General features: G+C 71.3%; 22 protein-coding genes. 11 read left to right on the plus strand and 11 right to left on the minus strand.

From position 1 onward, the window contains the following. The first annotated feature begins 58 nt into the window (after nucleotides 1-58). The 3 genes from FV227_RS12005 to FV227_RS12015 all read left to right on the plus strand — a co-directional run bounded on the left by FV227_RS12005 (nucleotide 59) and on the right by FV227_RS12015 (nucleotide 5,460). Nucleotides 59-985, plus strand: coding sequence for a histone deacetylase family protein (locus tag FV227_RS12005; protein WP_147726985.1), 927 nt, complete (start codon nucleotides 59-61; stop codon nucleotides 983-985). 175 nt (nucleotides 986-1,160) lie between these two features. Beyond that, the gene (locus FV227_RS12010; protein WP_246687858.1) at nucleotides 1,161-2,270 is read left to right on the plus strand and encodes an efflux RND transporter periplasmic adaptor subunit; all 1,110 of its coding nucleotides are present in this window, start codon (nucleotides 1,161-1,163) and stop codon (nucleotides 2,268-2,270) included. 4 nt (nucleotides 2,271-2,274) lie between these two features. After that, the gene (locus FV227_RS12015; protein ID WP_147859002.1) at nucleotides 2,275-5,460 is read left to right on the plus strand and encodes an efflux RND transporter permease subunit; all 3,186 of its coding nucleotides are present in this window, start codon (nucleotides 2,275-2,277) and stop codon (nucleotides 5,458-5,460) included. Here FV227_RS12015 and ribB read toward each other — a convergent pair. The 4 genes from ribB to FV227_RS12035 all read right to left on the minus strand — a co-directional run bounded on the left by ribB (nucleotide 5,400) and on the right by FV227_RS12035 (nucleotide 10,077). Further along, complete coding sequence (ribB, locus tag FV227_RS12020; protein ID WP_147726622.1) at nucleotides 5,400-6,476, minus strand: 3,4-dihydroxy-2-butanone-4-phosphate synthase; 1,077 nt, start codon at nucleotides 6,474-6,476, stop codon at nucleotides 5,400-5,402. The two genes, FV227_RS12015 and ribB, sit on opposite strands and share 61 nt — an antisense overlap. A gap of 70 nt (nucleotides 6,477-6,546) precedes the next feature. Further along, on the minus strand, nucleotides 6,547-7,641 hold the full coding sequence (gene aroC / locus FV227_RS12025) for a chorismate synthase (RefSeq protein WP_147726624.1): 1,095 nt from the start codon (nucleotides 7,639-7,641) through the stop codon (nucleotides 6,547-6,549). 140 nt (nucleotides 7,642-7,781) lie between these two features. Continuing rightward, a complete protein-coding gene (locus tag FV227_RS12030; protein WP_147726626.1) occupies nucleotides 7,782-8,879 on the minus strand; it encodes a catalase family protein in 1,098 nt (365 codons plus the stop codon). Between the two features lie 55 nt (nucleotides 8,880-8,934). Continuing rightward, complete coding sequence (locus tag FV227_RS12035; protein ID WP_147726627.1) at nucleotides 8,935-10,077, minus strand: anhydro-N-acetylmuramic acid kinase; 1,143 nt, start codon at nucleotides 10,075-10,077, stop codon at nucleotides 8,935-8,937. Nucleotides 10,078-10,298: 221 nt separating this feature from the next. Here FV227_RS12035 and tyrS point away from each other — a divergent pair, with 221 nt between their 5' ends. Beyond that, nucleotides 10,299-11,573, plus strand: coding sequence for a tyrosine--tRNA ligase (gene tyrS / locus FV227_RS12040; protein ID WP_147726629.1), 1,275 nt, complete (start codon nucleotides 10,299-10,301; stop codon nucleotides 11,571-11,573). Nucleotides 11,574-11,634: 61 nt separating this feature from the next. Here the strand turns inward: tyrS and FV227_RS12045 are convergent, their stop codons facing one another. Beyond that, nucleotides 11,635-12,381, minus strand: a complete 747-nt coding sequence (locus tag FV227_RS12045; RefSeq protein WP_147726631.1) for a glucose 1-dehydrogenase — start codon at nucleotides 12,379-12,381, stop codon at nucleotides 11,635-11,637. A 107-nt stretch (nucleotides 12,382-12,488) separates the two neighbouring features. Between FV227_RS12045 and FV227_RS12050 the strand changes: the two genes are divergently transcribed. Beyond that, nucleotides 12,489-12,857 (plus strand): helix-turn-helix domain-containing protein, encoded by a 369-nt coding sequence (locus tag FV227_RS12050; protein WP_147726633.1) that lies wholly within the window; start codon nucleotides 12,489-12,491, stop codon nucleotides 12,855-12,857. A gap of 25 nt (nucleotides 12,858-12,882) precedes the next feature. On the opposite strand, the gene FV227_RS12055 is transcribed toward FV227_RS12050, so the two are convergent. Beyond that, a complete protein-coding gene (locus FV227_RS12055; RefSeq protein ID WP_246686555.1) occupies nucleotides 12,883-16,206 on the minus strand; it encodes a DUF3971 domain-containing protein in 3,324 nt (1,107 codons plus the stop codon). A gap of 312 nt (nucleotides 16,207-16,518) precedes the next feature. Here FV227_RS12055 and FV227_RS12060 point away from each other — a divergent pair, with 312 nt between their 5' ends. Both FV227_RS12060 and FV227_RS12065 read left to right on the plus strand, forming a co-directional pair. Continuing rightward, complete coding sequence (locus FV227_RS12060) at nucleotides 16,519-16,986, plus strand: peroxiredoxin (RefSeq protein WP_147726636.1); 468 nt, start codon at nucleotides 16,519-16,521, stop codon at nucleotides 16,984-16,986. Nucleotides 16,987-17,011: 25 nt separating this feature from the next. Beyond that, entirely contained in the window at nucleotides 17,012-18,220 is a 1,209-nt protein-coding gene (locus FV227_RS12065) for a M23 family metallopeptidase (RefSeq protein ID WP_246686554.1), read from the plus strand. A 106-nt stretch (nucleotides 18,221-18,326) separates the two neighbouring features. On the opposite strand, the gene prfB is transcribed toward FV227_RS12065, so the two are convergent. Then, a protein-coding gene (gene prfB, locus FV227_RS12070; RefSeq protein WP_147728103.1) for a peptide chain release factor 2 occupies nucleotides 18,327-19,455 on the minus strand; the annotation gives its coding sequence in 2 pieces (ribosomal slippage) (nucleotides 18,327-19,385 and nucleotides 19,387-19,455; 1,128 coding nt in all). A gap of 197 nt (nucleotides 19,456-19,652) precedes the next feature. Here prfB and FV227_RS12075 point away from each other — a divergent pair. Further along, complete coding sequence (locus FV227_RS12075) at nucleotides 19,653-20,024, plus strand: DUF3140 domain-containing protein (RefSeq protein ID WP_147728102.1); 372 nt, start codon at nucleotides 19,653-19,655, stop codon at nucleotides 20,022-20,024. A 48-nt stretch (nucleotides 20,025-20,072) separates the two neighbouring features. Here the strand turns inward: FV227_RS12075 and FV227_RS12080 are convergent, their stop codons facing one another. The 4 genes from FV227_RS12080 to FV227_RS12095 all read right to left on the minus strand — a co-directional run bounded on the left by FV227_RS12080 (nucleotide 20,073) and on the right by FV227_RS12095 (nucleotide 22,674). Then, on the minus strand, nucleotides 20,073-20,408 hold the full coding sequence (locus FV227_RS12080; protein ID WP_147728101.1) for a hypothetical protein: 336 nt from the start codon (nucleotides 20,406-20,408) through the stop codon (nucleotides 20,073-20,075). Nucleotides 20,409-20,560: 152 nt separating this feature from the next. Continuing rightward, a complete protein-coding gene (locus tag FV227_RS12085) occupies nucleotides 20,561-20,773 on the minus strand; it encodes a hypothetical protein (protein WP_147728100.1) in 213 nt (70 codons plus the stop codon). Between the two features lie 128 nt (nucleotides 20,774-20,901). Beyond that, on the minus strand, nucleotides 20,902-22,119 hold the full coding sequence (locus FV227_RS12090; RefSeq protein WP_147842879.1) for an LL-diaminopimelate aminotransferase: 1,218 nt from the start codon (nucleotides 22,117-22,119) through the stop codon (nucleotides 20,902-20,904). Between the two features lie 111 nt (nucleotides 22,120-22,230). Beyond that, nucleotides 22,231-22,674 (minus strand): hypothetical protein, encoded by a 444-nt coding sequence (locus FV227_RS12095; RefSeq protein WP_279603625.1) that lies wholly within the window; start codon nucleotides 22,672-22,674, stop codon nucleotides 22,231-22,233. A 154-nt stretch (nucleotides 22,675-22,828) separates the two neighbouring features. On the opposite strand from FV227_RS12095, the gene phaC reads away from it, so the two are divergent. The 3 genes from phaC to FV227_RS12110 all read left to right on the plus strand — a co-directional run bounded on the left by phaC (nucleotide 22,829) and on the right by FV227_RS12110 (nucleotide 26,679). Then, nucleotides 22,829-24,622, plus strand: a complete 1,794-nt coding sequence (phaC, locus tag FV227_RS12100; RefSeq protein WP_147859004.1) for a class I poly(R)-hydroxyalkanoic acid synthase — start codon at nucleotides 22,829-22,831, stop codon at nucleotides 24,620-24,622. Between the two features lie 69 nt (nucleotides 24,623-24,691). Next, entirely contained in the window at nucleotides 24,692-25,576 is an 885-nt protein-coding gene (locus FV227_RS12105; protein WP_147729626.1) for a fumarylacetoacetate hydrolase family protein, read from the plus strand. A gap of 110 nt (nucleotides 25,577-25,686) precedes the next feature. Next, complete coding sequence (locus tag FV227_RS12110) at nucleotides 25,687-26,679, plus strand: DUF808 domain-containing protein (protein ID WP_147859005.1); 993 nt, start codon at nucleotides 25,687-25,689, stop codon at nucleotides 26,677-26,679. Nucleotides 26,680-26,760 lie beyond the last annotated feature (81 nt).

The following is a 26,760-nucleotide window of genomic DNA, read 5'->3' on the forward strand; positions in this document are numbered from 1 at the left end:
GCCGCTTTGCGACAGGTGCGTCCGCAGCGAGGCGGCGCGCACAGCCGGAGGGATGATCGTGACGACCCTGTACGTGAGCCACCCGGCCGCCCTCGACCACGCCGTGCCCGAGGGGCATCCCGAGCGGCCCGACCGCATCCGCGCGATCGAGCGCGTCCTGGAGAACGAGCGCTTCTCCGGCCTCGTCCGCACCATGGCGCCGCAGGCCGAGGCCTCGGTCGCCACGCTCGCCCACCCCGCCGCCTATGTCGAGGCGATCGTCGCGGCCTCGCCCAAGGACGGGATGGTCGCGATCGATTCGGATACGCTGATGTCCCCGGGCAGCCTGGAGGCGACGCTTCGCGCCGTCGGCGGCGGCATCATGGCGGTCGATGCGGTGATGGGGGGCGAATGCAGCAACGCCTTCGTCGCCATGCGCCCGCCCGGCCACCATGCCGAGCGCACCCGGGCGATGGGATTCTGCCTGTTCAACCACGCCGCCATCGCCGCGCGCCACGCCCGCGCCAAGGGTGCGACCCGCGTGGCGCTGGTCGATTGGGACGTGCACCACGGCAACGGCTCGCAGGACATCTTCTGGGACGATGCCAACGTGATGTACGCCTCGACCCACCAGATGCCGCTGTTTCCCGGCACCGGCGCGGCCTCCGAGCGCGGCGCGAAGGACACCATCGTCAACGTGCCCCTGCGCCCGGGCGACGACGGCGCGGTCTTCCGCGAGGCGTTCGAGGCCGGCATCCTCGCCCGCCTCGACGCCTTCGCGCCCGACGTGATCATCCTGTCGGCCGGCTTCGACGCCCATCACCTCGATCCCCTGGCCAACCTGCGCCTGACCGAAGCCGATTTCGGCTGGGCCACGCGCATGCTGATGGAGGTCGCCGACCGGCACGCCGGCGGCCGCCTCGTCTCGATGCTGGAGGGCGGCTACAGCCTCGACGGCCTCGGACGCTCGGTGTCGGCGCATGTCGACGCGCTGATGGGGCGATAAGGGAGAGATCGGGTGCCCTTCCCTCCCCCGAGAGGGGGGGATCGTCGGGAAAGTGTAGCCAACGATCGTCATCGTCGGGTTTCAGGATAATTCGGCAATCGGAAACGGGATTATGTGGTAATGCCGCGCCCGGCGTCGGCCGGCATGGCGGCCGCTCGTCGATAGGGTGGATCGGGTGCGGCAGAGGCGTGGCTACGGGCTGGTTTGGGCGGCGGCGATCGGGCTGGCCGGTGTGGCGCTCGTCGCGGCTTTCGCCGGCGACGACGTTCGGCAGGTCGCTTCACGGCTGACGAACCTTTTCGTGGCGCGCGATGCGGCCAGGTCCGCCCCCGCCCCCGCCAAGCCCACGCCATTCGCTGCCCCCCAGCGCACCGCGGTCGAGGGCGGACGCGTCGTCGTGGTGCTCACGCCCGAGGAACGCGCCCGGATCGGCCTCGAGACCGCACGGCGGCAGCCCGAATCGCACCCGATCGAGATCCAGGCCTACGGCAGCGTCCTCGACCTCGCGCGGGTGACGGAGCTCACGAATTCCTACGCCGCCGCGACGGCGCAGCTGCAGACCGCGCAGGCGCGGGTCGAGGTCTCGCGCGCCGCGTTCCAGCGCGCCAAATCCCTCGGGCCCTACGCGACGCAGGTGCAGATCGAGACCACCGAGGGCACGTTCCAGACCGACCAGGCGGCGCTCGCCGCCGCGCAGTCGCAGGTGCGGACGCTCAGCGCCACCGCGCAGCAGGAATGGGGGCCGGTGATCGGCCGCGGCATCGTCGAGCGCTCGGTCCTCGTGACCCGGCTGATCGAGCGCGCCGACTTCCTGGTGCAGGTGACGCTGCCGCCCGGGGAGACGCTGAAGGGCCGGCCCGGCGCGGCCTTCGCGGAGGTGCCGCCGCAGAGCGAGCGCGTGGCGCTGCGCTTCGTCTCGGCCGCGACCCGCACCGACCAGCGCATCCAGGGCCTCAGCTCGTTCTACACGGTCTCCGGCGACAGCGGCCTCCTCCCCGGCATGAGCACGCTGGCCTTCATCACCTCGTCGCGGGCCGCCACCGGCGTGCTCGTGCCCGAGGAGGCGGTGGTGCACTGGCAGGGCGGGGCCTGGTTCTACCGCGCGGTCGGCGAGACCGGGTTCGCCCGCCACGCGCTCGGCGCCGACCCCGCGCTCTCGGGCGACGGCTTCGTCGTCGCGGATCTCGCCGGCGAGACCGAGATCGTGATGCGGGGCGCGCAGGCCCTGCTGTCGGAGGAGATGAAAGCCCAGGTGCAGGCCGCCGGCGGCGCGGACGACGACTGAGCCGATGTCGTCCGATCAAAGCCCCGCCGCGCCCGATCCCGTCGGCCCGCAGGCCGCCCTGGTCGCCTTCGCGATCCGCTTCCCCGGCATCGTCGTGGCCTTGGCGCTGGCGTTGCTGGTCTACGGCACCGCCAGCCTCGGCCAGGCGAAATACGACGTCTTCCCCGAGTTCGCGCCGCCCTCGGTGGTGATCCAGACCGAGGCGCCGGGGCTCAACCCGGAGCAGGTCGAGATCCTGGTGACCCAGACCGTCGAGGTCGCCGTCAACGGGCTTCCCGGCCTCGCCAGCCTGCGGTCGAGCTCGATCCAGGGCCTGTCGGTCATCACCGCCACCTTCACCGCCGGCAGCAGCATCTACCGGGTGCGCCAGCTCGTGACCGAGCGACTGGCGAGCCTCGCCGGGCGCCTGCCGCAGGGCGTGCTGCCGCCGGCGATGACCGCGCTGACCTCCTCGACCAGCACCGTGCTCCTGGTCGGGCTGACCTCGGAGAGCCGCTCCGCCCTCGACCTGCGCACGATCGCCGACTGGCGGGTGCGCCTGCGGCTGCTCGCGGTGCCCGGCATCGCCCAGGTCTCGGTCTACGGCGGCGCGGTGCGCGCCTTCCAGGTCGAGGTGCGGCCGCACGACCTGATCCGCTTCCGCCTCGGCCTGAACGACGTGCTCGTGGCCGCGCGCAAGGCCACCGGGGTGCGCGGCGCCGGCTTCGTCGACACCCCCAACCAGCGCATCGCCCTCCAGACGGAAGGCCAGTCGCTGACGCCGGAGGAGATCGCCCGCACGGTGCTCGTCAACGAGGGCGGCGCGAGCGTGGTGCTCGGCGACGTCGCCACCGTGGTCGCCGCCCCCGAGCCGCCGATCGGCGCGGCGCTCGTCGACGGCCGGCCCGGCATCCTCCTGATGGTCGGTGCGCAGATCGGCGCCAACACCCTGGAGGCGACGCGCCGGGTCGAGGCGGCCCTCGACGAGCTTCGGCCCGGGCTGGCGCGCGACGGCATCGTGCTGCGCGGCGACCTCTTCCGCCCGGCGAACTTCATCGCCCAGGCCAACGGCAACGTGCTGCAGGCGCTGGCGCTCGGCGGCATCCTGGTCGTCGTGGTGCTGTTCGTGTTCCTGTTCGACTGGCGCACGGCCGTCATCAGCGCGGTGGCGATCCCGCTCTCGCTGCTCGCCGCCGTGCTGGTGCTCGGGGCGATGGGCGAGAGCCTCAACACGATGACCCTCGGGGGGCTGGCCATCGCCATCGGCGAGGTGGTGGACGACGCGGTGATCGGCATCGAGAACGCGGTGCGGCGCCTGCGCGAGAACCGCCGCCTCGCCGTGCCGCTTCCGGTCGCGCAAGTGGTGCGCGACGCGATTATCGAGGTGCGGGGCGCGGTGGCCTACGCCACCTTCGCCGTGCTGCTGGTGTTCCTGCCGGTGCTGGCGCTCACCGGCGTCGCCGGGCGCCTGTTCGGCCCGCTGGCGCTCGCCTACATCCTGGCGGTGGTGGCCTCGCTCGCGGTGGCGCTCACGGTCACCCCGGCGCTCGCGATGGCGCTGGTCGCGCGCAAGGACCTGCCCGCGCGCGATCCCCCGGTGATGCGGATCGCGCGCGCCGCCTACGCGCGGATGCTTGGGGCCGTCGAGCGGCGCTTCGGCTGGGCGGCGACGGCGGCCGTCCTCCTCACCCTCGCCGGCGCGGCCGCCCTGCCCTTCTTCGGCGGCACCTTCCTGCCGGACCTCAAGGAGGGCCACCTGATCCTGCACATGGCGGCGGCGCCGGGCACCTCGCTGCAGGAATCGCTGCGGCTCGGCGCGCGCATGACCGCCGGCCTCAAGGCGGTGCCCGGCGTCCGCGCCGTGGCGCAGCAGGTCGGGCGGGCCGAGGCCGGCCAGGACACGGCCGGCACGCATTACAGCGAGATCCACATCGACCTCGAGCCCGGCCTCAACGGCGCGGCGCAGGGGCGGAGCGAGGCCGGCATCCGCGCGCTGATGGCGGGCACGCCCGGCGCCGCGTTCTCGCTCAAGACCTTCCTCACCGAGCGCATCGAGGAGACGGTCTCGGGCTACACCGCACCGGTGGTGATCAACGTGTTCGGCGCCGACCTCGACCGGATCGAGGCGGCGGCCCGCGACGTCGCCCGCGAGCTCGCCGAGGTGCGGGGCGCCGCCGACGTGCAGCAGCAATCGCCCGCCGGCCTGCCACAGATCACCGTGTCCTTACGCCGGAACGACTTGCGCCACTGGGGCCTCGACGCGATCGAGGTGCTGGAGATCGTCCGTACCGCCTACCAGGGTGACGTGGTCGGCCAGGCCTACGAGGGCAACGCCGTCTTCAACGTGATCGTCGTCCTCGACCGGGCGACCCGCGCGCACCTCACCCGCCTCGGCGACCTGCCGCTGCGGACCACGAGCGGCAGCTACATCCGGCTGGCCCAGGTCGCCGACGTCTACGAGACGGCCGGGCGCTACCAGGTCCAGCACGCGGGCGCGCAGCGGGTGCAGGCGGTGACCGCCAACGTGACGGGGCGCGACGTGGCCTCCTTCGTCGAGGCGGCCAAGCGCAAGGTCGCCAAGGAGGTGACCCTTCCGCCCGGCGTCTACGTCGCCTTCGAGGGCGCCGCGGAGACGCAGGCGCGGGCGCGCGCCGACCTGCTGACCTATTCTGCGCTCGCCGGCCTCGGCATCGTGCTGCTGCTCGCGGTGGTCACCGGGTCGGTGCGCAACCTCGTCCTGGTGCTGGTCAACCTGCCCTTCGCCTTCGTCGGCGGCGTGCTCGCCGTGGCGGCGACCGGCGCGGTGGTCTCGCTCGGCTCGATCGTCGGCTTCGTCACCCTGTTCGGGATCAGCTTGCGCAACGCGATCATGCTGATCGCCCATTACGAGCACATGGTCGCCCGCGAGGAGCGCAGCTGGGACGCCGCCACCGCCGCGGAGGGCGCCGGCGACCGGCTGGTGCCGATCCTGATGACCTCCCTCGTCACCGGCCTCGGCCTGCTGCCGCTGGCGCTCGGCGCCGGCGAGCCGGGGCGCGAGATCGAGGGGCCGATGGCGATCGTGATCCTGGGCGGGCTCGTCACCTCGACGGTGCTGAACCTCGCGATCCTGCCGGCCTTGGCGCTGCGCTACGGCCGGTTCGTCGCGGACTATCCCTCCAGCGGCTCGTCGCCGAGCATCTCGATCCCGAAGCCCGACAGGCCGACATAGGCGCGGGCCGAGGTCGAGACGTTGCGGATCGAGACCACGCCGAGGTCGCGCAGGATCTGCGCGCCCAGGCCCACCTCGCGCCACTGGCGCACGCGCTGCGCCTCGGTGCCCTCGTCCGCGACGCGGTTCAGCGGAACCCCGGCGGTGCCGTCGCGCAGGTACACGAGGATGCCGCGGCCCTCCCGCGCGAACCGGCGCATCACCGTCTCGATCTGGCGGCCGCCCTCGATCACGTCGGCGACGACGTCCGAGCGATGGAGCCGGACCAGCACGTTGCGGCCGTCGCCGATGTCGCCGTGGACGAAGGCGAATTGCTGGATCGCCTCGAACGGCGTGGTGTAGGCGTAGCCCGTCATCGGGCCGAACTCGGTCTCGACCGGGAAGTGGCCGACGCGCTCGACCAGCTTGTCGCGCGCCTGGCGGTAGGCGATCAGGTCGGCCACCGAAACGCGGGCGAGGCTGTGCGTCTCGGCGAAGGCCGCGATCTGCGGCCCCTTCATCACCGTGCCGTCGTCGTTGGCGAGCTCGCAGATCACGCCGACGGGCGGCAGGCCGGCGAGCTTGCACAGGTCGACCGCGGCTTCCGTATGGCCTGAGCGCATCAGCACGCCGCCGTCCCGCGCGATCAGCGGGAAGACGTGCCCGGGGCGGACGAAGTCGTCGGCGCCCATGTTGCCGTTGGCGAGCGCCCGCACGGTGTTGCAGCGCTGCTCGGCCGAGATGCCGGTGGTCAGCCCGTGCTTCACGTCCACCGTGACGGTGAAGGCGGTGCCGAGCGGCGCGTCGTTCGAGGCGACCATCGGCGCGAGGTTGAGGCGGCGCGCCTCCGCGACCGTCACCGGCGCGCAGACGATGCCGCAGGTGTTGCGGACGATGAACGCCATCTTCTCCGGCGTGCAATGGATCGCGGCGACGACGAGGTCGCCCTCGTTCTCGCGATCGTCGTCGTCGGTGACGACGACGATCTCGCCGCGGGCGAAGGCTTCGATGGCGGAGGTGACGGAGGTGTGGGGCACGGTTCGGTACTCGAATGGGCTTTGCGTCCGGGGACGGTCGGGCGTCAGACGCCGACGTGAGGCGCCGAAGTCAGGTGCCGACCTGCCCCCGATGGCGGAGATGGTGGTCGGCGAGCACGCACGCCATCATCGCCTCGGCGACGGGGACGGCCCGGATGCCGACGCAGGGATCGTGGCGGCCCTTGGTGATCAGGTCGACGTCGCGGTTGTCGCCCGTGACCGTGCGCCGGGGTGTGAGGATCGACGAGGTCGGCTTCACGACAAACCGCACCACGATCGGCTGGCCGGTCGAGATGCCGCCGAGCACGCCGCCGGCATGGTTGGCCAGGAACGTCGGGCGCCCGTCGTTGCTCGCGCGCATCTCGTCGGCGTTGTCCTCGCCGCGAAGCGCCGCCGAGGCGAAGCCGTCGCCGATCTCGACGCCCTTGACCGCGTTGATGGACATCATCGCGGCGGCCAGCTCCGCGTCGAGCTTGCCGTAGATCGGCGCGCCGAGGCCGGGTGCCACGCCCTCGGCCACCACCTCGATCACCGCGCCGATCGACGAGCCGTCCTTGCGGATGCCGTCGAGGTAGTCCTCGTAGAATTTCGCGGTCGCCGCGTCGGGGCAGAAGAACGGGTTGGCGCCGACCGCCTCCCAATCCCAGCTCGACCGGTCGATCGCGTGCGGACCCATCTGCACCAAAGCCGCGCGGATCGTGACGCCGGGAATTACCTTGCGCGCGATGGCGCCGGCCGCGACCCGCGCCGCGGTCTCGCGCGCCGACGAGCGCCCGCCCCCGCGATAGTCGCGGATGCCGTACTTGGCGTCGTAGGCGTAGTCGGCATGGCCCGGGCGGTAGCTGTCACGGATCTCGGAATAGTCCTTCGAGCGCTGATCGGTGTTCTCGATCATCAGCGCGATCGGCGTGCCGGTGGTGAGCTGGCGGCCCCCGGTGCGGTCGTCGGCGAACACGCCCGACAGGATCTTCACCTGGTCCGGCTCGCGCCGCTGGGTGGTGAAGCGCGACTGTCCGGGCTTGCGCCGGTCGAGCTCGGCCTGGATCTCCTCGGCCTCCAGCGCCAGCCCGGGCGGGCACCCGTCGACGACGCAGCCGAGGGCGACCCCGTGGCTCTCGCCGAAGGTGGTGACGCGGAACAGGTGGCCGAACGTGTTGTGGGACATCGTGCGCGTGCTCTAGCGCGCGGGCGGCGGAGGCACAAATCGGGGCCGCGTTGCGTCTGCGTCGGGTGGCCGCCTCCCTCCCCCGAAGGGGAAGGGAGAGCGTTCGGCGCGACGCCGACTGGCGGCGCCCATGCGGGCGATCAGGCCGGCACCTCCTCAATGGCGCGCGGCTCGGTTTCCGGCACGCCGTTGCGGGCATGGCGGAAGCTCGAGAGCGCCTGGTAGGTCTTCAGCCGCGCCCGCATCAGCGAGCCCAGCGGACGGTGCGCCGCGAGGCTGTGGGCGGGACGGAAGGAGAGCACGTCGTCGGCGTAGGCGCGGCGGGTCTCGCTCGTCGCGTCCTGCGCCGGCAGCACGAGGCGGGCGACGGTGCGGTAGGGGCTGGCCTCCTCCGACCATTCCTTCGAGGCGTCCTCGATCGGCATGTCGTTCAGGTCGAGGCAGAGCTGCACGCGGATCTCGAACACCACCTCCTGGCCGCGGAAGAAGGCCGCGACCGCGTGGCGGAAGGTGTCCGGGTCGTCGCCGGGGTGAAGCTCCTCCTTCGCCAGGGCCTCCTGCGCGGGCGCGGCCGGGAACGCGGCGATCTTGGCGATATGGTCGCCGTAGCGCAGCGCCGCCTGCGTGTAGTACGGCTCGGCCAGGGGATGCAGCGGCTGGTGTCCGAAGAAATCGAGCAGCGGCGCGCTCTTGCCGGTCACCGCCTTCACGACCGAATCGGCCGCCCGCGCCGTCGCCGAGACCGCGACCTTCACCGCCTCCGGCGCCTTGGTGCCGGCTTCGAGCTGCTTCATGCTGCCGAGGAAGCCCTTCGCGTCCGGGTTCGGGAAGACCGGCCCGGTGGCGAGCACGAAGTCCTGGGTGTCGGCCGCGTGACCGGCGAGCTTCTCGCCGGCGACGCCGAGCACCTTGATCGCCATGCCGCGGTGGGTCGAGACGCTGTCCTTCAGGAGCTCGCCCGGCCCCTGCGCGAACCGCACGATCGCCGGATGCGTGCCCGCCGTCGCGAACAGGCCCTGGGCCAGCTCCGCGGGCAGGTTCGGCAGCACCTGGAGCTCGCCGACGACGATGCCGCTAATCTTGGCGTGCGAGGCGCGCACGGCGTGCTTGTAGCGTGCGGCGGTGGTCTCGCTCTCGCGGGTCATCGAGGCGATGATCTCGTCGATGACGTGGTTCTCGTCGGGGGCCGGGGTTTCGACGTTGTCGTGGTAGCGGATCGGGGTCGCGCGGTCGGTCATGGGGCTCGCTTTGAAGCTCTTCGAGAATCGCTCCAGGGTGAACCGCGCTCGGCGTTCAGGTATCCCGCGGTCGCGCCAGGACGCCGCCGGTCAACGGCTCGCGCACGCCGGTGGTCGACGGAAACGTGATCGGCAGACCCTTGAGCGAGCGCACGGCCAGGTGCGCGAAGGCCTGCGCCTCGAGGAAGGCCGAGGACCAGCCGATGGCGTCGGCCGTCGTGATCTCGGCGCGCAGGTGATAGTTCAAGAGCCGCACCAGCTCGCCGTTGCGGGCCCCGCCGCCCGCGACGATCCAGCGGGCCGGGATCTCCGGGGCATGGTCGAGCGCCCGGGCGACCGCGCGGGCCGTGAAGGCGGTGAGCGTCGCCGCGCCGTCCTCGGTCGAGAGCTGGCCCGCGAGCTTGTGCGAGAACCAGTTGCGGTCGAGCGATTTCGGCGGCCGCCGGAAGAAGAACGGGTGCGTCAGCAGCCACGCCAGCAGCGGCTCGTCGGCTCGCCCGCGCGCGGCGGTGCGGCCGCCGTCGTCGAGATTCTTGCCCTCGCGCTCCTGCATCCACTCGTCGATCAGCGAGTTGCCGGGCCCCGTGTCGAAAGCGATCACGCCGCCCTTCGCGTCGACCAGGGTCGCGTTGGCGACGCCGCCGATGTTGAGGATGCCGTAGGCGCCCTCGAACCCCGAGGCCGCGGCCAGCGCCTGGTGAAACACCGGCACCAGGGGCGCCCCCTGCCCGCCCGCCTCGATGTCGGCGCGGCGCAGGTCGGAGACGACCGGAATGCGCAACCGGTCGGCGAGCGCCTGCCCCTCGCCGATCTGGATCGTGATGCGCTGGTCCGGGCGGTGGATCACCGTCTGGCCGTGGAAGCCGATCACGTCGATGTCGGCGGGCGAGAGCCCGTTCTCGGCGAGGAACTGCTCGACCGCCTGGGCATGCGCCTCGGTGACGAAGGCCTCCGCCTCGGGCAGCCGGCCGGGCCGGTCGCCGGGGGCGACGACGCCCTCGGCGTCCTTGGTGGCGGCGCGCAGCAGGACCTTCTCGTCCTCGGAATAGCCGCGGTAGCCGGTCGGCCCCAGGGGCTCGAGGTAGTTGTTGTGGCCCTTGACCACGTGGACGGCCTCGCCGTCGGTCTCGATCAGGGCGACGTCCACGCCGTCGAGCGACGTGCCGCTCATCAGGCCGATCGCGCGCATCATGGTCATGACCTGCCCCCGTGCCTTTCGCCGGTCGTCCTGCTATGGGTGACCCTCGCAAAACCTCCGATCCCTGCGGGCGCCCGAGATGGCGACGACGACGCGACGGAGGTTTTGCGAGTGACACTCAGCCGCCTCATGCCCTTTTGCGAGCGGACGCGCCAGCGCGCAGGACCGGTCCGGTCCCGTGCCGGAGCCGCCCGCTTCGAACCGAGAAGTCCGAGCCTCCCATGACCGCCGCCGAGCCCTTCGCGCCGAAATCCGAGTTCCTGAAAGTCCTGAGCGAGCGCGGCTACGTCCACCAGTGCTCGGACTTCGCCGCGCTGGACGCGGCCGCGGCCGAGGGGCGGCTCACGGCTTACGTCGGCTACGACTGCACCGCGGCCTCGCTCCATATCGGCCACCTCTTGTCGATCATGATGCTGCACTGGCTGCAGAAGACCGGCGGCCGGCCGATCGCGCTGATGGGCGGCGGCACCACCCGCGTCGGCGACCCCTCGGGGCGCGACGAATCGCGAAAGATCCTCAGCCTGGAGCAGATCGAGGCCAACAAGGCCGGCATCCAGAAGACCTTCGCCCGGTTCCTCGCCTTCGACGGCTCGGCGACCGGCGCGATCATGGTCGACAACGCCGAATGGCTGACCAAGCTGAACTACATCGAGATGCTGCGCGACGTCGGTCGCCATTTCTCGGTCAACCGCATGATGTCGATGGACAGCGTGCGGATGCGGCTGGAGCGCGACCAGGAACTCTCGTTCCTGGAATTCAACTACATGATCCTCCAGTCCTACGACTTCGTCGAGCTGAACCGCCGCCACGGCTGCACCATGCAGATGGGCGGGTCGGACCAGTGGGGCAACATCGTCAACGGCATCGATCTCGGCCGCCGCATGGGCGTCCCGGGCCTGCTCGGGCTGACCTGCCCGCTGCTGACCACCGCGTCGGGCGCCAAGATGGGCAAGACCGCCGCCGGCGCGGTCTGGCTCGATGCCGGGATGCTGAAGCCGTACGATTACTGGCAGTTCTGGCGGAACACCGAGGATGCCGACGTCGCGCGCTTCCTCAAGCTGTTCACCTTCCTCCCGCTGCCCGAGATCGCCGACCTCGCCGCGAAGGGCGGGGCCGGGATCAACGAGGCCAAGGTGCGGCTCGCCACCGAGGCGACGGCGCTGATGCACGGCCGCGAGGCGGCGGACGCCGCCGCCGAGACCGCGCGGAAGACCTTCGTCGAGGGGACGCTGGCCGAGGACCTGCCGAGCGTCACCGTCTCGCGCGACCTCGTCGATGCCGGCCTCGGCGTGCTCAGCGCCTTCGGGCCGGAATACGCCAAGCTGGTGCCGTCCACGAGCGAGGCCCGCCGCCAGATCAAGAGCGGGGGCCTGCGCATCGACGACGTGGTCCTCACCGACGAGCGCGCCGTGCTGCGTACCGCCGACTTCGCCAAGACCGGCGTGATCAAGCTCTCGTTCGGCAAGAAGCGCCACGTGCTGCTGCGCGTGGCGTGACCGCTCGCGGCGAAGCGGGGCCCGGACCGGGCTCGGCTTCGTCTTTATGCGGGGCCGTTCGTCAGCGGATGCCGCCGCTCGCGGTGATCACCTCGCCGGTGAGCCAGCGCGCGTCGTCGGAGGCGAGGAAGGCGACCACCCGGGCGATGTCGTCCGGCGCGCCGGCGCGGCCGAGCGGGGTCTGCGCGACGAAGCCGGTTTCCATCTCGGATCCGGCGATGCCGGCCGAATGGGTGCCCTCGGTCACCACGTAGCCCGGGCTGACCGTGTTGACCCGGATCCGGCGCGGCGCCAGCTCGTTGGCGAGCACCCCCGAGATCGCGTTGAGGGCGCCCTTCGTCCCGGCATAGACCGCCGCCGTCGGCGTATGCACGTGGGTGATCGCCGACGAGATGTTGACGATGCTGCCGCCCTCGCCGAGGTGCCTGGCGGCCGCCTGGGTCGCCAGCAGCACGCCGAGCACGTTGACGTCGAACAGCTTGCGGTAATGCGCCTCGGTGATCTCCTCGATCGCCGCGAAGTCGTAGACGCCGGAATTGTTGACCAGCACGTCGAGCCGGCCGAATGCCGTCACCGCCGCCTCGATCACCGCTTGCGCCTGGGCGGCCTGGGAGACGTCGCCCTGGACCGCGATCGCCCGGCCGCCGGCCGCGGTGATCGCGGCGACGACCGCCTCCGCGCCGGTTTTGCTCGATGCGTAGTTCACGACGACCGCCGCGCCGTCCTGTGCCAGCGCCTTGGCGATGCCGGCACCGATGCCCTTCGATGCGCCAGTCACGACGGCGACTTTGCCTGCGAGCTTGGACATGTATGCTAACCCTCGGCATGGGCCGGCACCGGGATGGCCGCCGTATTCCCATAGTTCGGGATTTCGGAACTAATGTCGCGCGGATCAAGCCCCCATATGCCGAAATCATGAGATCCCTGTTCCATCCCGCGATGGAGGACGTGCGCCCGGACGCGATCCTCCACGCCCTGTCCGATCCGAACCGCGCGGCGATCTTCGCACGGATCATGCGCGCGGGCTGCGTCGAGGCGTGCTCGGCCGTCTCCGCCCTCGGAGACCGGGTGATCCCGAAATCGTCGCTGTCGACGCACTTCAAGGTGTTGCGCGAAGCCGGCTTGATCCGCAGTGCGCGCCACGGCGTGGAGATGCGCAACGAGTCGCGCTACGCCGAGGTCGAGGCGCGCTTTCCGGGCCTGCTCGGCGCGATCATCAACGCCTACGCGTCCGGAGCCTGCGACGGGTCGCCCGGTGCCGGCCCGTCGGCGCCCGCGGAGTAGGCCGCCCGCCGGCGGATCGGCCGCCTCAGCGGTCGCCCTGCACCGCCGGGGGCACGCCGTCGGCGAAGTTCGAGCCGCCGCCCGCGCTGAAGAGTTTTCGCAGGAAGCCCGGCGCGACCGCCGAGAGCGGGTTCACGCTGACGTCCGGCGCGTTGAGCTTGCCCGCGACCCGGAAGTTGACCGCGAACAGGCCCTCGTTGTGGCCGCCGCCGAGGAGCGGTCCGATCAGCGGCACCTGCGAGACGATGTTGTTCAGGCCGTAGAGTGGCACGAAGGTGCCGTTGATGTCGGTGCGCTCGCGGGCGGTGTCGAGGAAACCCGACAGCGTGAAGCCCATCGCCGCATTCGAGATCGCCGCATCGGAAAAGTCGACGCGCGAGCCCGAGCGGACGAAGTTCGCCCGCATCCGGTCGAACGAGACCGCGCTGCCCTGCCCCGCGACCGTGCGCTTGCGCCCGCGGGCATCGACGGTCTCCACCGTCTCCGGTCCCTGGGCCATGATGCTGGAGAGGGCCGGCTCGTTGCGCAGCGCGAACTCGCGGATCTGCACCACGCCGGCCTGCGGCCCGTCGCTCAGCACGATGCCGAGATTGAGCCGGCCGCCGTACATCCGCCGGTAGACGTCGACGAAGCGCAGCGTCGCGCCGGCATCGCCGGATTCGATCGCCAGCGTCGGCGTGCCGCGCTCGCCCTTGGTCACGCTCGCGACGAAGGGGGCGGAGCGGAACTTGCCGCTCATCGCCGCCGCGCGCACGTCCTTGCCGCGCATGGAAAGCTTCACGCTGGCGTTGGTCAGCGCCTCCTCGTTGAAGCCGGTGAGGATGCCGAGCTGGATGTCGGCGTCGATGTCCTTCGGGTTGGCGTCCCGCTGCGACTTGCCTTCGGGCGCGGTCAGCATCTTCAGGAACGGGCGCGCGTCGGCCACCGCCCCCTTCACCGCGACGCGGTAGCCGGTTCCGTTGCGATCCAGCGTGACGCGCATGTCGTCGCCGGGCGAGAGCTTGAGGTTGGTCAGGTCCGCCCGCTCGAGGCCGCCCTCGCCGGTGATCGAGGCGCTGCCGCGGGCCGTGGTCGAGCCGGCATCGAGGGCGATGTCGCGCAGGTCCATCCCCGGGCCGGTATCGACCAGGGAGAAGGTCAGGCGCCCGGCCTTGCCCGCGGCCTTGCTCAGGCCCGGCAGCAGGCCGTCGATCCCGGCGCGGGCGAGGTCGGCCTCGACCCGGATCGGGGGTTTCGTGGCGCCGGCCTTGACCAGCGGGATGGTGGCCTTGACCGCGATCGGGCCGCTCAACTGGGGGGCCGTCGGCAGGCCCTTGCGCGCCCGCAGGGCGTCGTCGACGGTCAGGTTCACCAGCACCTCGCCGGTGCCGCCGGTCTTGGCCTGATGCATGTCGATCGAGACCGGCGCGCCCGACAGCTTGGCGTCGCCCTTCAGGGTGAAGCCGCGCGGGTCGTAGGTCACGGCGAAGCGGCCGGCTTCGAGCTTGTCCTTGCCGACGACCTTGTCGACAGCGAGGTCGTTCAGCGTGCCCGAGACGCCGACCGGCAGGTCGGGCAGGTCGGGGATGTGCTTGAGGTCGAGCGGGAAGCCGATGCGCAGGTCGGCCTGACCCTTCACCGTCGACGGGTCGAGATCGACGCCCGACAGCGCCTTGAACATCTTGGTCTGCAGCAGGGCCGCCAGCGCGTCGGCGCCGCCCGACAGGCGAAGGCCGATATCCGCCACGACCTTGTCGGGCGAAATCTCCGGGATGACGAAGGCGCCCTCGGTGATGTTCAGCGCGCGCCCGTCGGCCATGCGGATGTCGGCGGTGACGTTCCTGATCCGGGTCGAGCGTCCGGTGATCGTGCCGGCGACGTTGCCTCGGGTCAGCGGCGGCGCGTCGGGCGAGACCTCGAGCGTCGCGTCCGAGACACGGAAGTCGATATGCACCGCGTTGTCCGGCATCGGGTCGCCCCGCGTCGCCGCGGCGAGCTCGGCGCCCGACATGTCGACGGTGATGTCGACCGCCTCGATGCGGGCGGCGCGCAGCTCGTCGACGAGGTAGTTGCGCGCGCCCGGCGCGATGTTCTCCGGCCAGAGCCGCAGCGCCGTGCGGGCCTCGCTGTCGCTGGCGGTGACGTGGAGCGTGAGGCCGTCGTCGTCGGAGGTGGTGCCGAGGGTGCCGGACATGTTGCCGTGGATGCCGTCGCCGCTCATCGCGAAGCTGTCGATCGCGACGCCGCCGGCGCGGCCGGTGAGGTGCCCGTCCATCGCCGCGATGGTGATCGGCTTGTCCTTGGGGGCGGCGCCCCGGAGCGTCGCGTTCCGGCTCGACAGGGTCGCGGTCCAGGCGAAGTCCTCGCCCGGCTTGGCCACGGCCCAGGTGCCGGTGAGGTTCACCGCGTTGCCGGCGCCGAGGTAGTCGAGCCCGTCGAGCGTCATCACCCGGGCGGTCTCGTCCCAGCTCACCGTGGCCTTCAGGCTCTCGACGGTGACCGGGTTGAAGTCCTTCTCCTCGACGAGGAAGGTGCCGTCGCTGGTGCGCAGCGTCGCCTTCATCGCCTCGATGCGGCCGCCGTCGAGGGCGACGTCGGCCCGCGCCGAGAGCTTCAGGTCGGTGGTGATCGGCAGCTTCGACTGGCCGGAGAGCAGCAGCAGGTCGGTGGCCGGCAGGTCGTCGAGGGTGATGATCCCGGTGCGGCGCGGGCCGCCGGCCTCGCGTAGGGTGCCGCCGAAGCGCCATTGCCCGTGCGGCCCGTCGATGCGCAGCTCGAACAGGCGCGCGTCCTGGTTCGGGTCCCGGCCGAACAGGCCGTTTACGTGCTCGAACACCGCGCGCTCGCGGGCGTCGTCGTCGATCAGCGTGAGGCGGGCATTGGTGATGCGGGCGCGGTCGAGCGCGCCGACGACGCCGGCGGAGTCGAGCACGACGCCGAAGATCGAGGCCGTTGCGGCCGAGAGCGGCGAGACCATGCCGCGCGCCGCGTCCACGCTCGGCGGCGTGTGCGGCGAGGCGTCGCCCGGATGCGCCGGCTCGGCGGCCGCGAAGGCGATCGAGCCGTCGCGGTGGACGAGCGCCGTCATTTGCACGTCGCGGAACTCGATCGAGCGCGGCGTCGGCGCGAGCTTCAGCAGGCTCCAGGGATCGATGCTGACGAGGGCGAGCGGCGCGCGGACCACGAGGGCGCCCTGCGGGTTGCAGATATCGAGCCCGCTGACGCGCAGCGCCAGGGCGTTCTCGGAGTCGAGCTCGAGGGTGCTGTCGCGCAGGCTGATGCGCCAGCCCGGCCCGATCCGGTCGGCGAGCGCCGACGAGACCCGCGCCGACAGGCCGTCGATCTGCAGGGGCCCGTATGCGAGGCGCATGACCCCGCCCCCGAGGCCGAGGCCGAGCACGACGACGAGGGCGGCGGCCGTCCACAGGCAGCGCCGCGTCCAGCAACGAACGGCCTTGCGCGTCTGCCCGCCGCCGGGCGTATCCTCAGGCCGGGCCTCTTCCTCAGGCATGAAGACCTTGCATCGGCGCGTCCGCTGTTTCGCAACGTGCGCTCATTCTAGGACGCAACCTCGTGACGACGCGTTTCCGGAGCGTGTCCGGCTCTCGCGCCCGAAGCGCGGGCATCGGATGGTCCGGCACCGCGCCCAAGCACACCATCAATCGGCCGAAAGGATGGCACGATGCCCCTCGCCCAAGGCGAACGCGCTCCCGACTTCACCCTTCCCGGCTCCGGCGGCAAGACGCTCCAGCTCGGCGAGCACGTCGGTCACAAGATCGTGCTCTACTTCTACCCGAAAGACGACACCAGCGGATGCACGTTGGAGGCGCAGGCCTTCAACGCGAGGCTGGCCGACTTCGACGCGGCCGACGCCGTCGTGATCGGGGTCTCGCCCGACCCGGTGAAGAGCCACGACAAGTTCGCGTCCAAGCACGACCTCGCCTTCCCGCTCGCCTCCGACGAGGGCAAGGCGATGCTCGAGGCCTACGGCGTCTGGGTCGAGAAGAGCATGTACGGGCGCAAGTACATGGGCGTCGAGCGCACCACGATGCTGCTCGACCGAGACGGTCGCATCGCGCGGATCTGGCCGAAGGTGAAGGTGCCGGGCCATGCCGAGGAGGTGCTCGAGGCCGCCCGCGCCCTCCCCTGAGCCGATCCCGCGTCCCGAGGGAGGCATGAGGGTTCTCGGTTTCTTAACCCTGTCGGCCTTCGATGGCGCCCTCGGCATCGGGCCCGAATCGATGACCCCTTCCGCCAGCCTTCCGCACCGCAGGAGCCGGCTTCTCGCCGCTGCCCTTCTCGTCACCGGCCTGTGGGCCGCCGGCGCGAGCGGGCTGGTGGTGTTCCACGACGACATCCTCGCCGGGTTCGTCGCGCGGCAGGGCGCGATGCAGACGGCCTACGAGGCGCGCCTCGCCGCGTTGCGGGCCGAGCTCGACCGCGGCGGCTCGGCGCGGGCGGAGGCGCAGGTCGCCGTCGCGGCGCGCCTCGACGGGCTGACGGCGCGCCAGAACGATCTGGAGCGGCGGCAGGCCGTGCTCGCCCGCCTCGCGCGGCCGGACGACGCGTCGTCCGACCCGATCGATCCGCCGACCACCGGTTCGCTGCCCGGCCCATCCTCGGCGGGCGAGAGCGATCTCGGCCTGCGCGGGGTCGAGGCGCGGCCCGGGCGTCGCAGCGCGCGCGAGACCGACCTGCAGGTTGCGGCCCTCGCCGGGCGGCTCGACGGCCTCGCGGCGGCGCAGGTGCTCGGGCTCGATCGCATCACCGAGCGGGCGGCGAGCGATCTCGGACGCCTGCGCCGCGCCCTGGAGCGGACCGGAATCGACCTGCAGCGTCCGGCCGCGGCGGGCCTGGGCGGGCCGCTCGTGCCGATCGATCCGAGCCTGTTCGCCGACGCCCTCGCGGTCGCGTCCCGCACCGTCGGCGATGCCCAGGCGCTGCGCCGGCTCGCCGCCCGCCTGCCGCTCGACCGCCCGCTGCCGCGCGACCGCGGCGTGGCCAGCACCTTCGGGCCGCGGCTCGACCCGTTCACGCGGGGGCTCGCGCTGCATACCGGGCTCGACCTGAAGGCGGAGATGGGCGAGCCAGCGCTGGCCACCGCGCCCGGGCGCGTCGTCACGGCGGAGGCCACTGGCGGCTACGGCAACATGGTGGAGATCGACCACGGCCACGGCGTGGTCACGCGCTTCGCGCACCTGTCACGCATGGCGGTACGGGCCGGCCAATGGCTCCGCGCCGGTGATCTGGTCGGCCGCGTCGGCTCGACCGGGCGCTCGACCGGCGCGCACCTGCACTACGAGACCCGGATCGACGGCGAGCCGGTCGACCCGCTGGGGTTCCTGGAGGCGGGGCGCGAACTCGCCAAGGGCGGTGGGCCCTGACGTCGCGGCCGGCGCGACGTCGCGTGTCCCGCCATTCCGGGGCGCCCGAGGCGAGCCCGGAATGGCAAGGGTTCGATGGACGAAAAACGGTTCCCGTCCTGCCGCCTCAGTCGATGTCCTCGACCTTCTCCGTCGCCCCGTACAGGCGCTGCGCCAGCGACGCCTCGATGAAGGGGTCGATGTCGCCGTCGAGGACCTCGTCCGGGTCGGTCGACTGCGTGCCGGTGCGCAGGTCCTTCACGAGCTGGTAGGGCTGCAGCACGTAGGAGCGGATCTGGTGGCCCCAGCCGATGTCGGTCTTGGAGGCGGCCTCGGCGTTGGCCTTCTCCTCGCGCTTCTTCAGCTCGGCCTCGTACAGGCGGGCGCGCAACATGTTCCAGGCGGTCGCCCGGTTCTTGTGCTGCGAGCGCTCCTGCTGGCACGCCACCACGATCCCGGTCGGGTTGTGGGTGATGCGCACCGCCGAGTCGGTGGTGTTGACGTGCTGCCCGCCCGCGCCCGACGACCGGTAGGTGTCGATCCGGCAGTCGGATTCCTTGATCTCGATCTCGATCCGGTCGTCGATCACCGGGTAGACCCAGACGGAGGCGAAGCTGGTGTGCCGCCGCGCGCTCGAATCGTAGGGCGAGATGCGCACCAGGCGGTGCACGCCGGACTCGGTCTTGAGCCAGCCGTAGGCGTTGTGGCCCTTGATCAGGAGCGTCGCGCCCTTGATCCCGGCCTCTTCCCCGTCCGACCACTCGACGATGTCGACCTTGTACTTCCGGCGCTCGGCCCAGCGGCCGTACATGCGCTGAAGCATGTTGGCCCAATCCTGGCTCTCGGTGCCGCCGGCGCCCGCATGGACCTCGAGATAGGTGTCGAAGCCGTCGGCCTCGCCCGACAGCAGCGTCTCGACCTGACGGCCGGCCGCCTCCTTCTCTACGGTGAGGATCGTGGCCTCGCCCTCGCGGATCGAGGCCTCGTCGCCCTCCGTCTCGCCGAGCTCGATCAGCATCGCCCCGTCGTCGAGATCCTGCTCGAGCTTGCGGATGGCGGCCACGGCCTCGTCGAGCTGCTGGCGCTCGCGCATCACCTTCTGCGCGGCGTCGGCGTCGTTCCACAGTTCCGGGTTCTCGGACGCCGCATTCAGCTCCGCGAGTCGTTTATCGACGGTATCCCAGTCAAAGATGCCTCCTCAGCAGTCCGATCGACTGCTTGGCGGCATCCGAGGCTTGCTCGATCTCGGCGCGCATTTCGAGGGTGTGTCGCTTGTGTCGGGGGCTCAAAGAGGTCGAGCGGGGTGATACCGGCGGCGGGCGCCCCTGTAAACGGCTCCCATCCCATGGCGCGTGCCGAGCTCATGCGACGCTCCCACCCGCGCCGATCCGTGAAACCATAGCCGACTCGTGCGTTGACCGGGGATTTTCACCCCGATCGGGAGGGACGCGCGATGACGAAGGCCGAGGACAAGGATTCGCGGGACGACGCCGAGCACGACCGCGAGCAGACCCGGAAGGAGTTCGACGCGGCGGTGAACATGACGCCCGCCGCCTTGAGGAAGCATCTCGACTCCGACGCCAGCAAGTCGGTTGGGCAGAAGTCCGGCGGCGGCGAGGCCACCGGGCACAAGGAGGGGCGCCGCATCCTCGAGATCAAGGCCAAGAAGAAGGCCGACCTCACGGACGACGATTACGGCCACATGCGCAAGGTCGTCGGCTACGTCCGCCGGCACCTCGCGCAGGGCGGCAAGTCGCGCAACGATCCCGACTCGGCCTGGGCGCTGTCGCTGATGAACTGGGGCCACGACCCGTCGAAGGACTGAGCCGGATCGCGCGGCACGTTGGAAAAATAGCGCGCCGCGTCGAGCCCGTCAGTGCTGGCCGTAGCCGGCGATCCAGGCCGGTGCCAGCACGTAGCGCCGCTTGGCGCGGGGATCGGTGCGGCCCTCCATGAGGCCGCTGTCGTAGTAGTTGAAGCCGGTGATGCCGTAGCCGCCGCCGTTCATCACCTGCGGCACGGCGATCGCCGGCACCGCGAGGTCGGGGCGCGCGGGCGGGACGATCGGGCGGTTGGCGCCGTCGACCTGCAGCACCGTGGGGCCGTCCGGACCCTGGAACACGTAGGCCCCGGACTGGGCCTGGGCGGCACCGGCACCGGCGAGCGCGAACAGGCCGGCGGCGAGGCCGTGTCGGAGGAAGGTGTTCATCGCGTACTCCGTCGCTGAGGGGCGGGTTCGATCGTCGGGGCATCATGCCCGATGCGCGGCCGCGTGTCCGTCGCCGCGACGCGCCGGCCGCGGCGTCGCCCCCGGAAAAACCGACCGGAAGCCCCGGTCGGTCGGCTCTCGATCGGCCTCGATCAGCCCTTGGAATGCAGCACGACCGCCGGCTGCCGGGCGATCGGCTTGCAGGTCGTGTCGAAGGCGTTCAGCACCAGCGGGCGCGAATCGCAGGCGAAGGCCGCATTGGGGCCCGGCGCCGGGATCGGGTCGCGGGCGACGATCGGGTTCGGCGCGCAGGCCGAGGCGGCTGCCGCCAGCAGCAGGGCGGCGGGCAGGGACAGGCGACGCATGCAAGCCTCGGGGACGCGAGTGCGGATCATTGCCGCCGACCCTGCGCACGGGGCCGGCGGGTGACAAGCACATGCAGCACACCCATCGCGCTTTGGCCGGGCCTGTCGCCCCGCCGCAACAATCGGGATCAGGCGCTCTTGGCCAGCGGCACGACGTTGTGCAGCGTCTTGTCCGCGGTCTCGAGGAAGCGGCGGACGTTGCGGGCCGCCTGGCGGATGCGCTGCTCGTTCTCGACGAGGGCGATGCGGACGAAGTCGTCGCCGAACTCGCCGAACCCGATGCCGGGCGCCACCGCGACGTCCGACTTCTCGAGGAGGAGCTTCGAGAATTCGAGGCTGCCGAGCGCCTTGAACTTCTCCGGGATCGGCACCCAGGCGAACATCGAGGCGGCGGGCGCCGGGATCTTCCAGCCGGCCTTGCCGAAGGACTCGACCAGCGCGTCGCGGCGCTTCCTGTAGATCGCCCGCATCTCCTGGATGCAATCGTCCGGCCCGTTGAGCGCGGCGGTGGCCGCGACCTGGATCGGCGTGAAGGCGCCGTAATCGAGGTAGGACTTCACCCGCGACAGCGCGGCGAGCAGGCGCTCGTTGCCGACGGCGAAGCCCATGCGCCAGCCAGCCATGGAATAGGTCTTCGACAGCGAGGTGAACTCCACCGTCACGTCGATCGCACCCGGCACCTGCAGCACCGAGGGCGGCGGCTCGCCGTCGAAATACACCTCGGCATAGGCGAGGTCCGAGAGCAGGATGATCTCGTGGCGCTTCGCGAAGGCGACGAGGTCCCGGTAGAAGTCGAGCGTCGCCACGTAGGCCGTCGGGTTCGACGGGTAGCAGACCACCAGGGCCACCGGCTTCGGGATCGAGTGCGCCATGGCGCGCTCCAGCGCCGGGAAGAACGCGGGCGTCGGCTCGGCCGGGACGGAGCGGATCACGCCGCCCGCCATCAGGAAGCCGAAGGCGTGGATCGGGTAGCTCGGATTCGGCACCAGCACCACGTCGCCCGGCGCGGTGATCGCCTGCGCCATGTTGGCGAAGCCTTCCTTCGAGCCGAGGGTGGCGACCACCTGGGTGTCGGGGTTCAGGCTCACGCCGAAGCGGCGCTGGTAGTAGCCCGCCTGGGCGCGGCGCAGGCCGGCGATGCCCTTCGAGGCCGAGTAGCGGTCGGTGCGCGGGCGCCCGGCCGTCTCGCACAGCTTGGCGATGACGTGCTTGGGTGCGTCGAGGTCCGGGTTGCCCATCCCGAGGTCGATGATGTCGGCGCCGTTGGCGCGGGCGGCGGCCTTGATCCGATTGACCTGCTCGAACACGTAGGGGGGCAAGCGCTTGATGCGGTGAAAATCGGTCATGGCCATCTGTCCATCGGCGCGGATCCCGCGGGGCGGCACTGGCGGCCCCGACGGGTGGCGGTCGGCCTTTCTAACATCGAAGCGGCCTGCCGCCGACCCCGAATATCGGCCTTATTGTGCCGGCTGGGCCGGCGCGCTCGCCGGCTTCGTCGCCTTGCCGGCGCTCTCCGCGGCCCGGCCCCGCGATTCGTTGCGGCCGCGGGCGCCTTCGAGCTCGGCTTCCAGCGCCTTCTGGCTCTCGGCCGACTTCGCCCGCACCGGACGTGCCGGAGCGGAGACGCCGACCGGCATGAACTCGGTCCCGCCCTTCGGCCGCGAGTTCGCGACGAAGTCCGGCGCGGCGACGGCCTTCGGGCCGTAGCCGGCCTCGACCGCCAGCGTCTTGATCGGCGAGAGGTCGGAGGAGCAGGCGCCCGTGGCTGCCGCCGCGCAGAGCGCGAGCGTGCCGAGGAGGCGCCGGAACGCGATGCCCTGCGCTGCGGAGCCGGACGGATTCGACGGCCTGCCCGGAGAAGTCGTGCCGGGATCCGGAACCTTGTCGCAAGTTGAGGTCATGCCGCAGTTATATCGCCGTTCGCGCCTGCCGCGCTGGGCAAATTCGGGGTTGGCGCGTTAATTTGGCGGAAACGAGGCTCGGACCGCCCTCCGGGGCGGGTGCTCGGGTCCGCCCGCGCTGCCGGCGCGGACGAAGCCAGGGAGTGGATCACGCGTGACGACGCAGCCGACGACGCCCGCGATGCTCGATTTCGAGGCCCTCTCGCGCAATGCGGGCCAGTTCATGGAACAGCTCGGACGGGCCGCCGCGCGCTACGTCGCTCCCGAGGACGGCCTGCCGGTCCAGCCCAAGCCGCCGCAGGAGGCGAGCGAGCTCGTGCGCACCCTCGGCACCGTGGCCGAGACGTGGCTTTCCGATCCGAAGCGGACGCTCGAGGCGCAGGCCAAGCTCAGCGAGGCCTTCGTCGCTCTGTGGGGCACGACGTGGATGCGCCTCCAGGGCCAGGAGGCCGAGCCGGTGGCGCAACCCGAGCCGAAGGATGCGCGGTTCGCCGACGCCGAATGGTCGTCGAACCCGTACTTCGACTTCATCAAGCAGGGCTACCTGATCACCACCCGCTGGGCCGAAGGCCTGGTGAACGAGGCCGAGGGCATCGACGAGCACACCCGCCACAAGGCGCAGTTCTACCTGCGCCAGCTCGCCGGCGCGCTCTCGCCCTCGAACTTCGTGATGACCAACCCCGAGCTGATCCGGCACACGCTGCAGGAGAACGGCGCCAACCTCGTCCGCGGCATGAAGATGCTGCAGGAGGACATCGAGGCCGGCGCCGGCGAGCTGCGGGTGCGCCAGACCGACCGGAACGCGTTCGAGTTCGGCGTCGACGTCGCGGTGACGCCCGGCGAGGTGGTGTTCCGCAACGACCTGATGGAGCTGATCCAGTACGCGCCGCGCACCGAGACGGTGCTGAAGCGCCCGTTCCTGATCGTGCCGCCGTGGATCAACAAGTTCTACATCCTCGACCTGAATCCGGCGAAAAGCCTGATCGGCTGGATGGTCGACCAGGGCCTCACCGTCTTCGTGATCTCCTGGGTCAACCCGGACGAGCGCCACCGCGACAAGGACTTCGAGTCCTACATGCGCGAGGGCATCGAGGCGGCGATCGACGCGATCGGCGTCGCCACCGGCGAGACGGAAGTGGCGGCGGCCGGCTACTGCGTCGGCGGCACGCTGCTCTCCGTCACGCTCGCGATGCAGGCCGCCACCGGCAACAAGCGCATCAAGAGCGCGACCCTCCTGACGACGCAGGTCGACTTCACCCATGCCGGCGACCTCAAGGTCTTCGCCGACGAGGGGCAGATCCGGCAGATCGAGACCCAGATGGCCGAGCGGGGCTACCTCGACGGCGCCAAGATGGCCAACGCGTTCAACATGCTGCGGCCGAACGACCTGATCTGGTCCTACGTCGTCAACAACTACGTCAAGGGCAAGCCGCCGAGCGCCTTCGACCTGCTGTACTGGAACGCCGACGCCACCCGCATGCCGGCGGCCAACCACGCCTTCTACCTGCGCAACTGCTACCTCGAGAACAACCTCGCGCAGGGCCGGATGGTGCTCGGCAACATCCGCCTCGACCTGAAGAAGGTGACGGTGCCGGTGTTCAACCTCGCCACCCGCGAGGACCACATCGCGCCGGCGATCTCGGTGTTCGAGGGCTCTTCGAAGTTCGGCGGCCCGGTGGACTACGTGCTGGCCGGCTCCGGCCACATCGCCGGCGTCGTCAACCCGCCCTCCAAGCCGAAATACGGCTACTGGACCGGCGGAAAGGCGGAAGGGCGCCTGGAGGATTGGCTCGGGGCCGCCACCGAGACCAAGGGCTCGTGGTGGCCGTACTGGTTCAAGTGGCTCGAGGCGCAGGCGCCCGAGCGCGTGCCCGCCCGCAAGCCCGGCGGCGACGCGCTGCCCTCGCTGGCGCCCGCCCCCGGCACCTACGTGCGCATGAAGGCTTGAGCGTCGGCTTGACCCGCCTGCCGCGTCGACCACCTTCCGCGTCAGGATTGTTCGAAACGGGGGGCGCACATGAAGCTGGTTCGGCACGGAGCGACGGGGGACGAGAAGCCGGGCCTGATCGACGGGAACGGCGGCCTGCGCGACCTGTCCGCGGTCCTGCGCGACATCGCCGGGCCCGGGCTCTCGCCCGAAGCGCTCGACCGCCTGCGCGTGATCGACCCGGAGACGCTGCCGCTCCTGCCGGCTTCGACCCGGCTCGGCCCCTGCGTCGGCGGCACCCGCAACTTCGTCGCGATCGGCCTGAACTTCGCGGATCACGCCGCCGAGACCGGCTCGCCGATCCCGTCCGAGCCGATCGTCTTCAACAAGGCGCCGTCCTGCATCGTCGGCGCCAACGACACGGTGATCATCCCCAAGGGATCGGCCAAGACCGACTGGGAGGTCGAGCTCGCCGTGGTGATCGGCTCCCGCGCCTCCTACGTCCACGCCAACGAGGCGCTCGACTACGTGGCGGGCGTGTGCATCTGCAACGACGTTTCCGAGCGCGAATGGCAGATGGAGCGCGGTCCGACCTGGACGAAGGGCAAGGGCTGCCCGACCTTCGGGCCGCTCGGCCCGTGGCTCGTGACCCTCGACGAGATCCCCGACCTCGGCAACCTCGCGATGAGCCTCGACGTGAACGGGCAGCGGATGCAGACCGGCTCGACCGCGACGATGATCTTCGACGTGCCCCAGCTCGTCGCCTACGTCTCGCATTTCATGATGCTCGAGCCCGGCGACGTCATCACCACCGGCACCCCGCCCGGCGTCGGCCTCGGCATGAAGCCGCCGCGCTATCTCAAGGCCGGCGACGAGATGATCGTGCGCATCGAGGGGCTGGGCGAGCAGCGCCAGCCGGTGATCGCCTTCGACGACTGGACCGCGAAGGTCTCCGCCGGCGAGCCCACGAACTGACGCTTTTCCTCGATGGCTGCGGTCGTGCCGCCACGACGGACGGCGATCCGATCTCGACTTCGTGAACGTCCTCTGCACAGAAGGCTCTGTACCTCGGAGGACGCCGTCACGTGAGCATCGGTTTGATCGCCCTTCTCGACGACATCGCCGGGATCGCCAAGGTCGCCGCGGCCTCGCTCGACGACGTCGCCGCCCAGGCGGCCAAGGCCGGCGTGAAGGCGGCCGGCGTGGTGATCGACGATGCGGCGGTGACGCCGCGCTACGTCGTCGGCTTCGCCGCCGAGCGCGAGCTGCCGATCGTCGGCAGGATCGCGCTGGGGTCGCTGCGCAACAAGCTGCTGTTCCTGCTCCCGGCCGCCCTGGCGCTCGGCGCCTTCGCGCCCTGGGCGATCACGCCGCTGCTGATGCTCGGCGGCGCCTACCTCTGCTACGAGGGCGCCGAGAAGGTCTACGAGGCGCTGTTCCCGCATGCCGGCCACGCCGACGACACCCCGCGCGATGCCGCCGGCGACGGCCGGGCAATGGAGGACCGCAAGGTCTCGGGCGCGATCAAGACCGACTTCATCCTCTCGGCCGAGATCATGGCGATCACCCTGGCGGTGCTGCCCGACGGCGGCGTCGCCACGAAGGCCGCCGTGATGGCACTGGTGGCCGTCGGCATCACCGCCTTCGTCTACGGCGCGGTGGCGCTGATCGTGAAGGCGGACGACGCCGGTCTGGCGATGGCGGCGAGCACCTCCACCTCCGCGTTCGGCAGCGTCACCCGCGCGCTCGGCCGGGGCATCGTCACCGGGATGCCGCCGTTCCTGGCCCTGCTCGCCATCGTCGGCACGGCGGCGATGATCTGGGTCGGCGGCGGCATCCTGGTCCACGGGCTCGAGACCTACGGCCTGCCGCAGGTCGCCCACGCCCTGCATGCGGCCTCCGAAGCGGTCGCCGGCCTGCTGCCGCCCGCCCTGTCCGGCCTTGCCGAATGGCTGGTGACGGCCGCCGGCTCCGGTCTCGTCGGCCTCGTCGTCGGCGGCCTGCTGATTCCGCTGACGAGCTTCGTGATCGCGCCGGCCTGGCATGGCCTGTCGCGCCTGCGCGGTGCGGCGGCCTGAGCCGGACGGCTTGATTTTCGCCCGCGGATTCGCCTCATGGGCGCATGATGCAGCCGACCCCGCTCCCCGCCGCCCCCGCCA

This window comes from Methylobacterium sp. WL119, assembly GCF_008039875.1.
In the GTDB taxonomy this organism is placed as follows: Bacteria; Pseudomonadota; Alphaproteobacteria; order Rhizobiales; family Beijerinckiaceae; genus Methylobacterium.

What these genes read in the sequence shown, in the direction of transcription:
- FV227_RS12015 (WP_147859002.1), top strand. Translation starts at nt 2,275, where the DNA reads ATGTCGTCCGATCAAAGCCCCGCCGCGCCCGATCCCGTCGGCCCGCAG.
- aroC (WP_147726624.1), bottom strand. Translation starts at nt 7,641, where the DNA reads ATGTCCCACAACACGTTCGGCCACCTGTTCCGCGTCACCACCTTCGGC.
- FV227_RS12030 (WP_147726626.1), bottom strand. Translation starts at nt 8,879, where the DNA reads ATGACCGACCGCGCGACCCCGATCCGCTACCACGACAACGTCGAAACC.
- FV227_RS12035 (WP_147726627.1), bottom strand. Translation starts at nt 10,077, where the DNA reads ATGACCATGATGCGCGCGATCGGCCTGATGAGCGGCACGTCGCTCGAC.
- tyrS (WP_147726629.1), top strand. Translation starts at nt 10,299, where the DNA reads ATGACCGCCGCCGAGCCCTTCGCGCCGAAATCCGAGTTCCTGAAAGTC.
- FV227_RS12045 (WP_147726631.1), bottom strand. Translation starts at nt 12,381, where the DNA reads ATGTCCAAGCTCGCAGGCAAAGTCGCCGTCGTGACTGGCGCATCGAAG.
- FV227_RS12050 (WP_147726633.1), top strand. Translation starts at nt 12,489, where the DNA reads ATGAGATCCCTGTTCCATCCCGCGATGGAGGACGTGCGCCCGGACGCG.
- FV227_RS12055 (WP_246686555.1), bottom strand. Translation starts at nt 16,206, where the DNA reads ATGCGCCTCGCATACGGGCCCCTGCAGATCGACGGCCTGTCGGCGCGG.
- FV227_RS12060 (WP_147726636.1), top strand. Translation starts at nt 16,519, where the DNA reads ATGCCCCTCGCCCAAGGCGAACGCGCTCCCGACTTCACCCTTCCCGGC.
- FV227_RS12065 (WP_246686554.1), top strand. Translation starts at nt 17,012, where the DNA reads ATGAGGGTTCTCGGTTTCTTAACCCTGTCGGCCTTCGATGGCGCCCTC.
- FV227_RS12075 (WP_147728102.1), top strand. Translation starts at nt 19,653, where the DNA reads ATGACGAAGGCCGAGGACAAGGATTCGCGGGACGACGCCGAGCACGAC.
- FV227_RS12080 (WP_147728101.1), bottom strand. Translation starts at nt 20,408, where the DNA reads ATGAACACCTTCCTCCGACACGGCCTCGCCGCCGGCCTGTTCGCGCTC.
- FV227_RS12085 (WP_147728100.1), bottom strand. Translation starts at nt 20,773, where the DNA reads ATGCGTCGCCTGTCCCTGCCCGCCGCCCTGCTGCTGGCGGCAGCCGCC.
- FV227_RS12090 (WP_147842879.1), bottom strand. Translation starts at nt 22,119, where the DNA reads ATGACCGATTTTCACCGCATCAAGCGCTTGCCCCCCTACGTGTTCGAG.
- FV227_RS12095 (WP_279603625.1), bottom strand. Translation starts at nt 22,674, where the DNA reads ATGACCTCAACTTGCGACAAGGTTCCGGATCCCGGCACGACTTCTCCG.
- FV227_RS12105 (WP_147729626.1), top strand. Translation starts at nt 24,692, where the DNA reads ATGAAGCTGGTTCGGCACGGAGCGACGGGGGACGAGAAGCCGGGCCTG.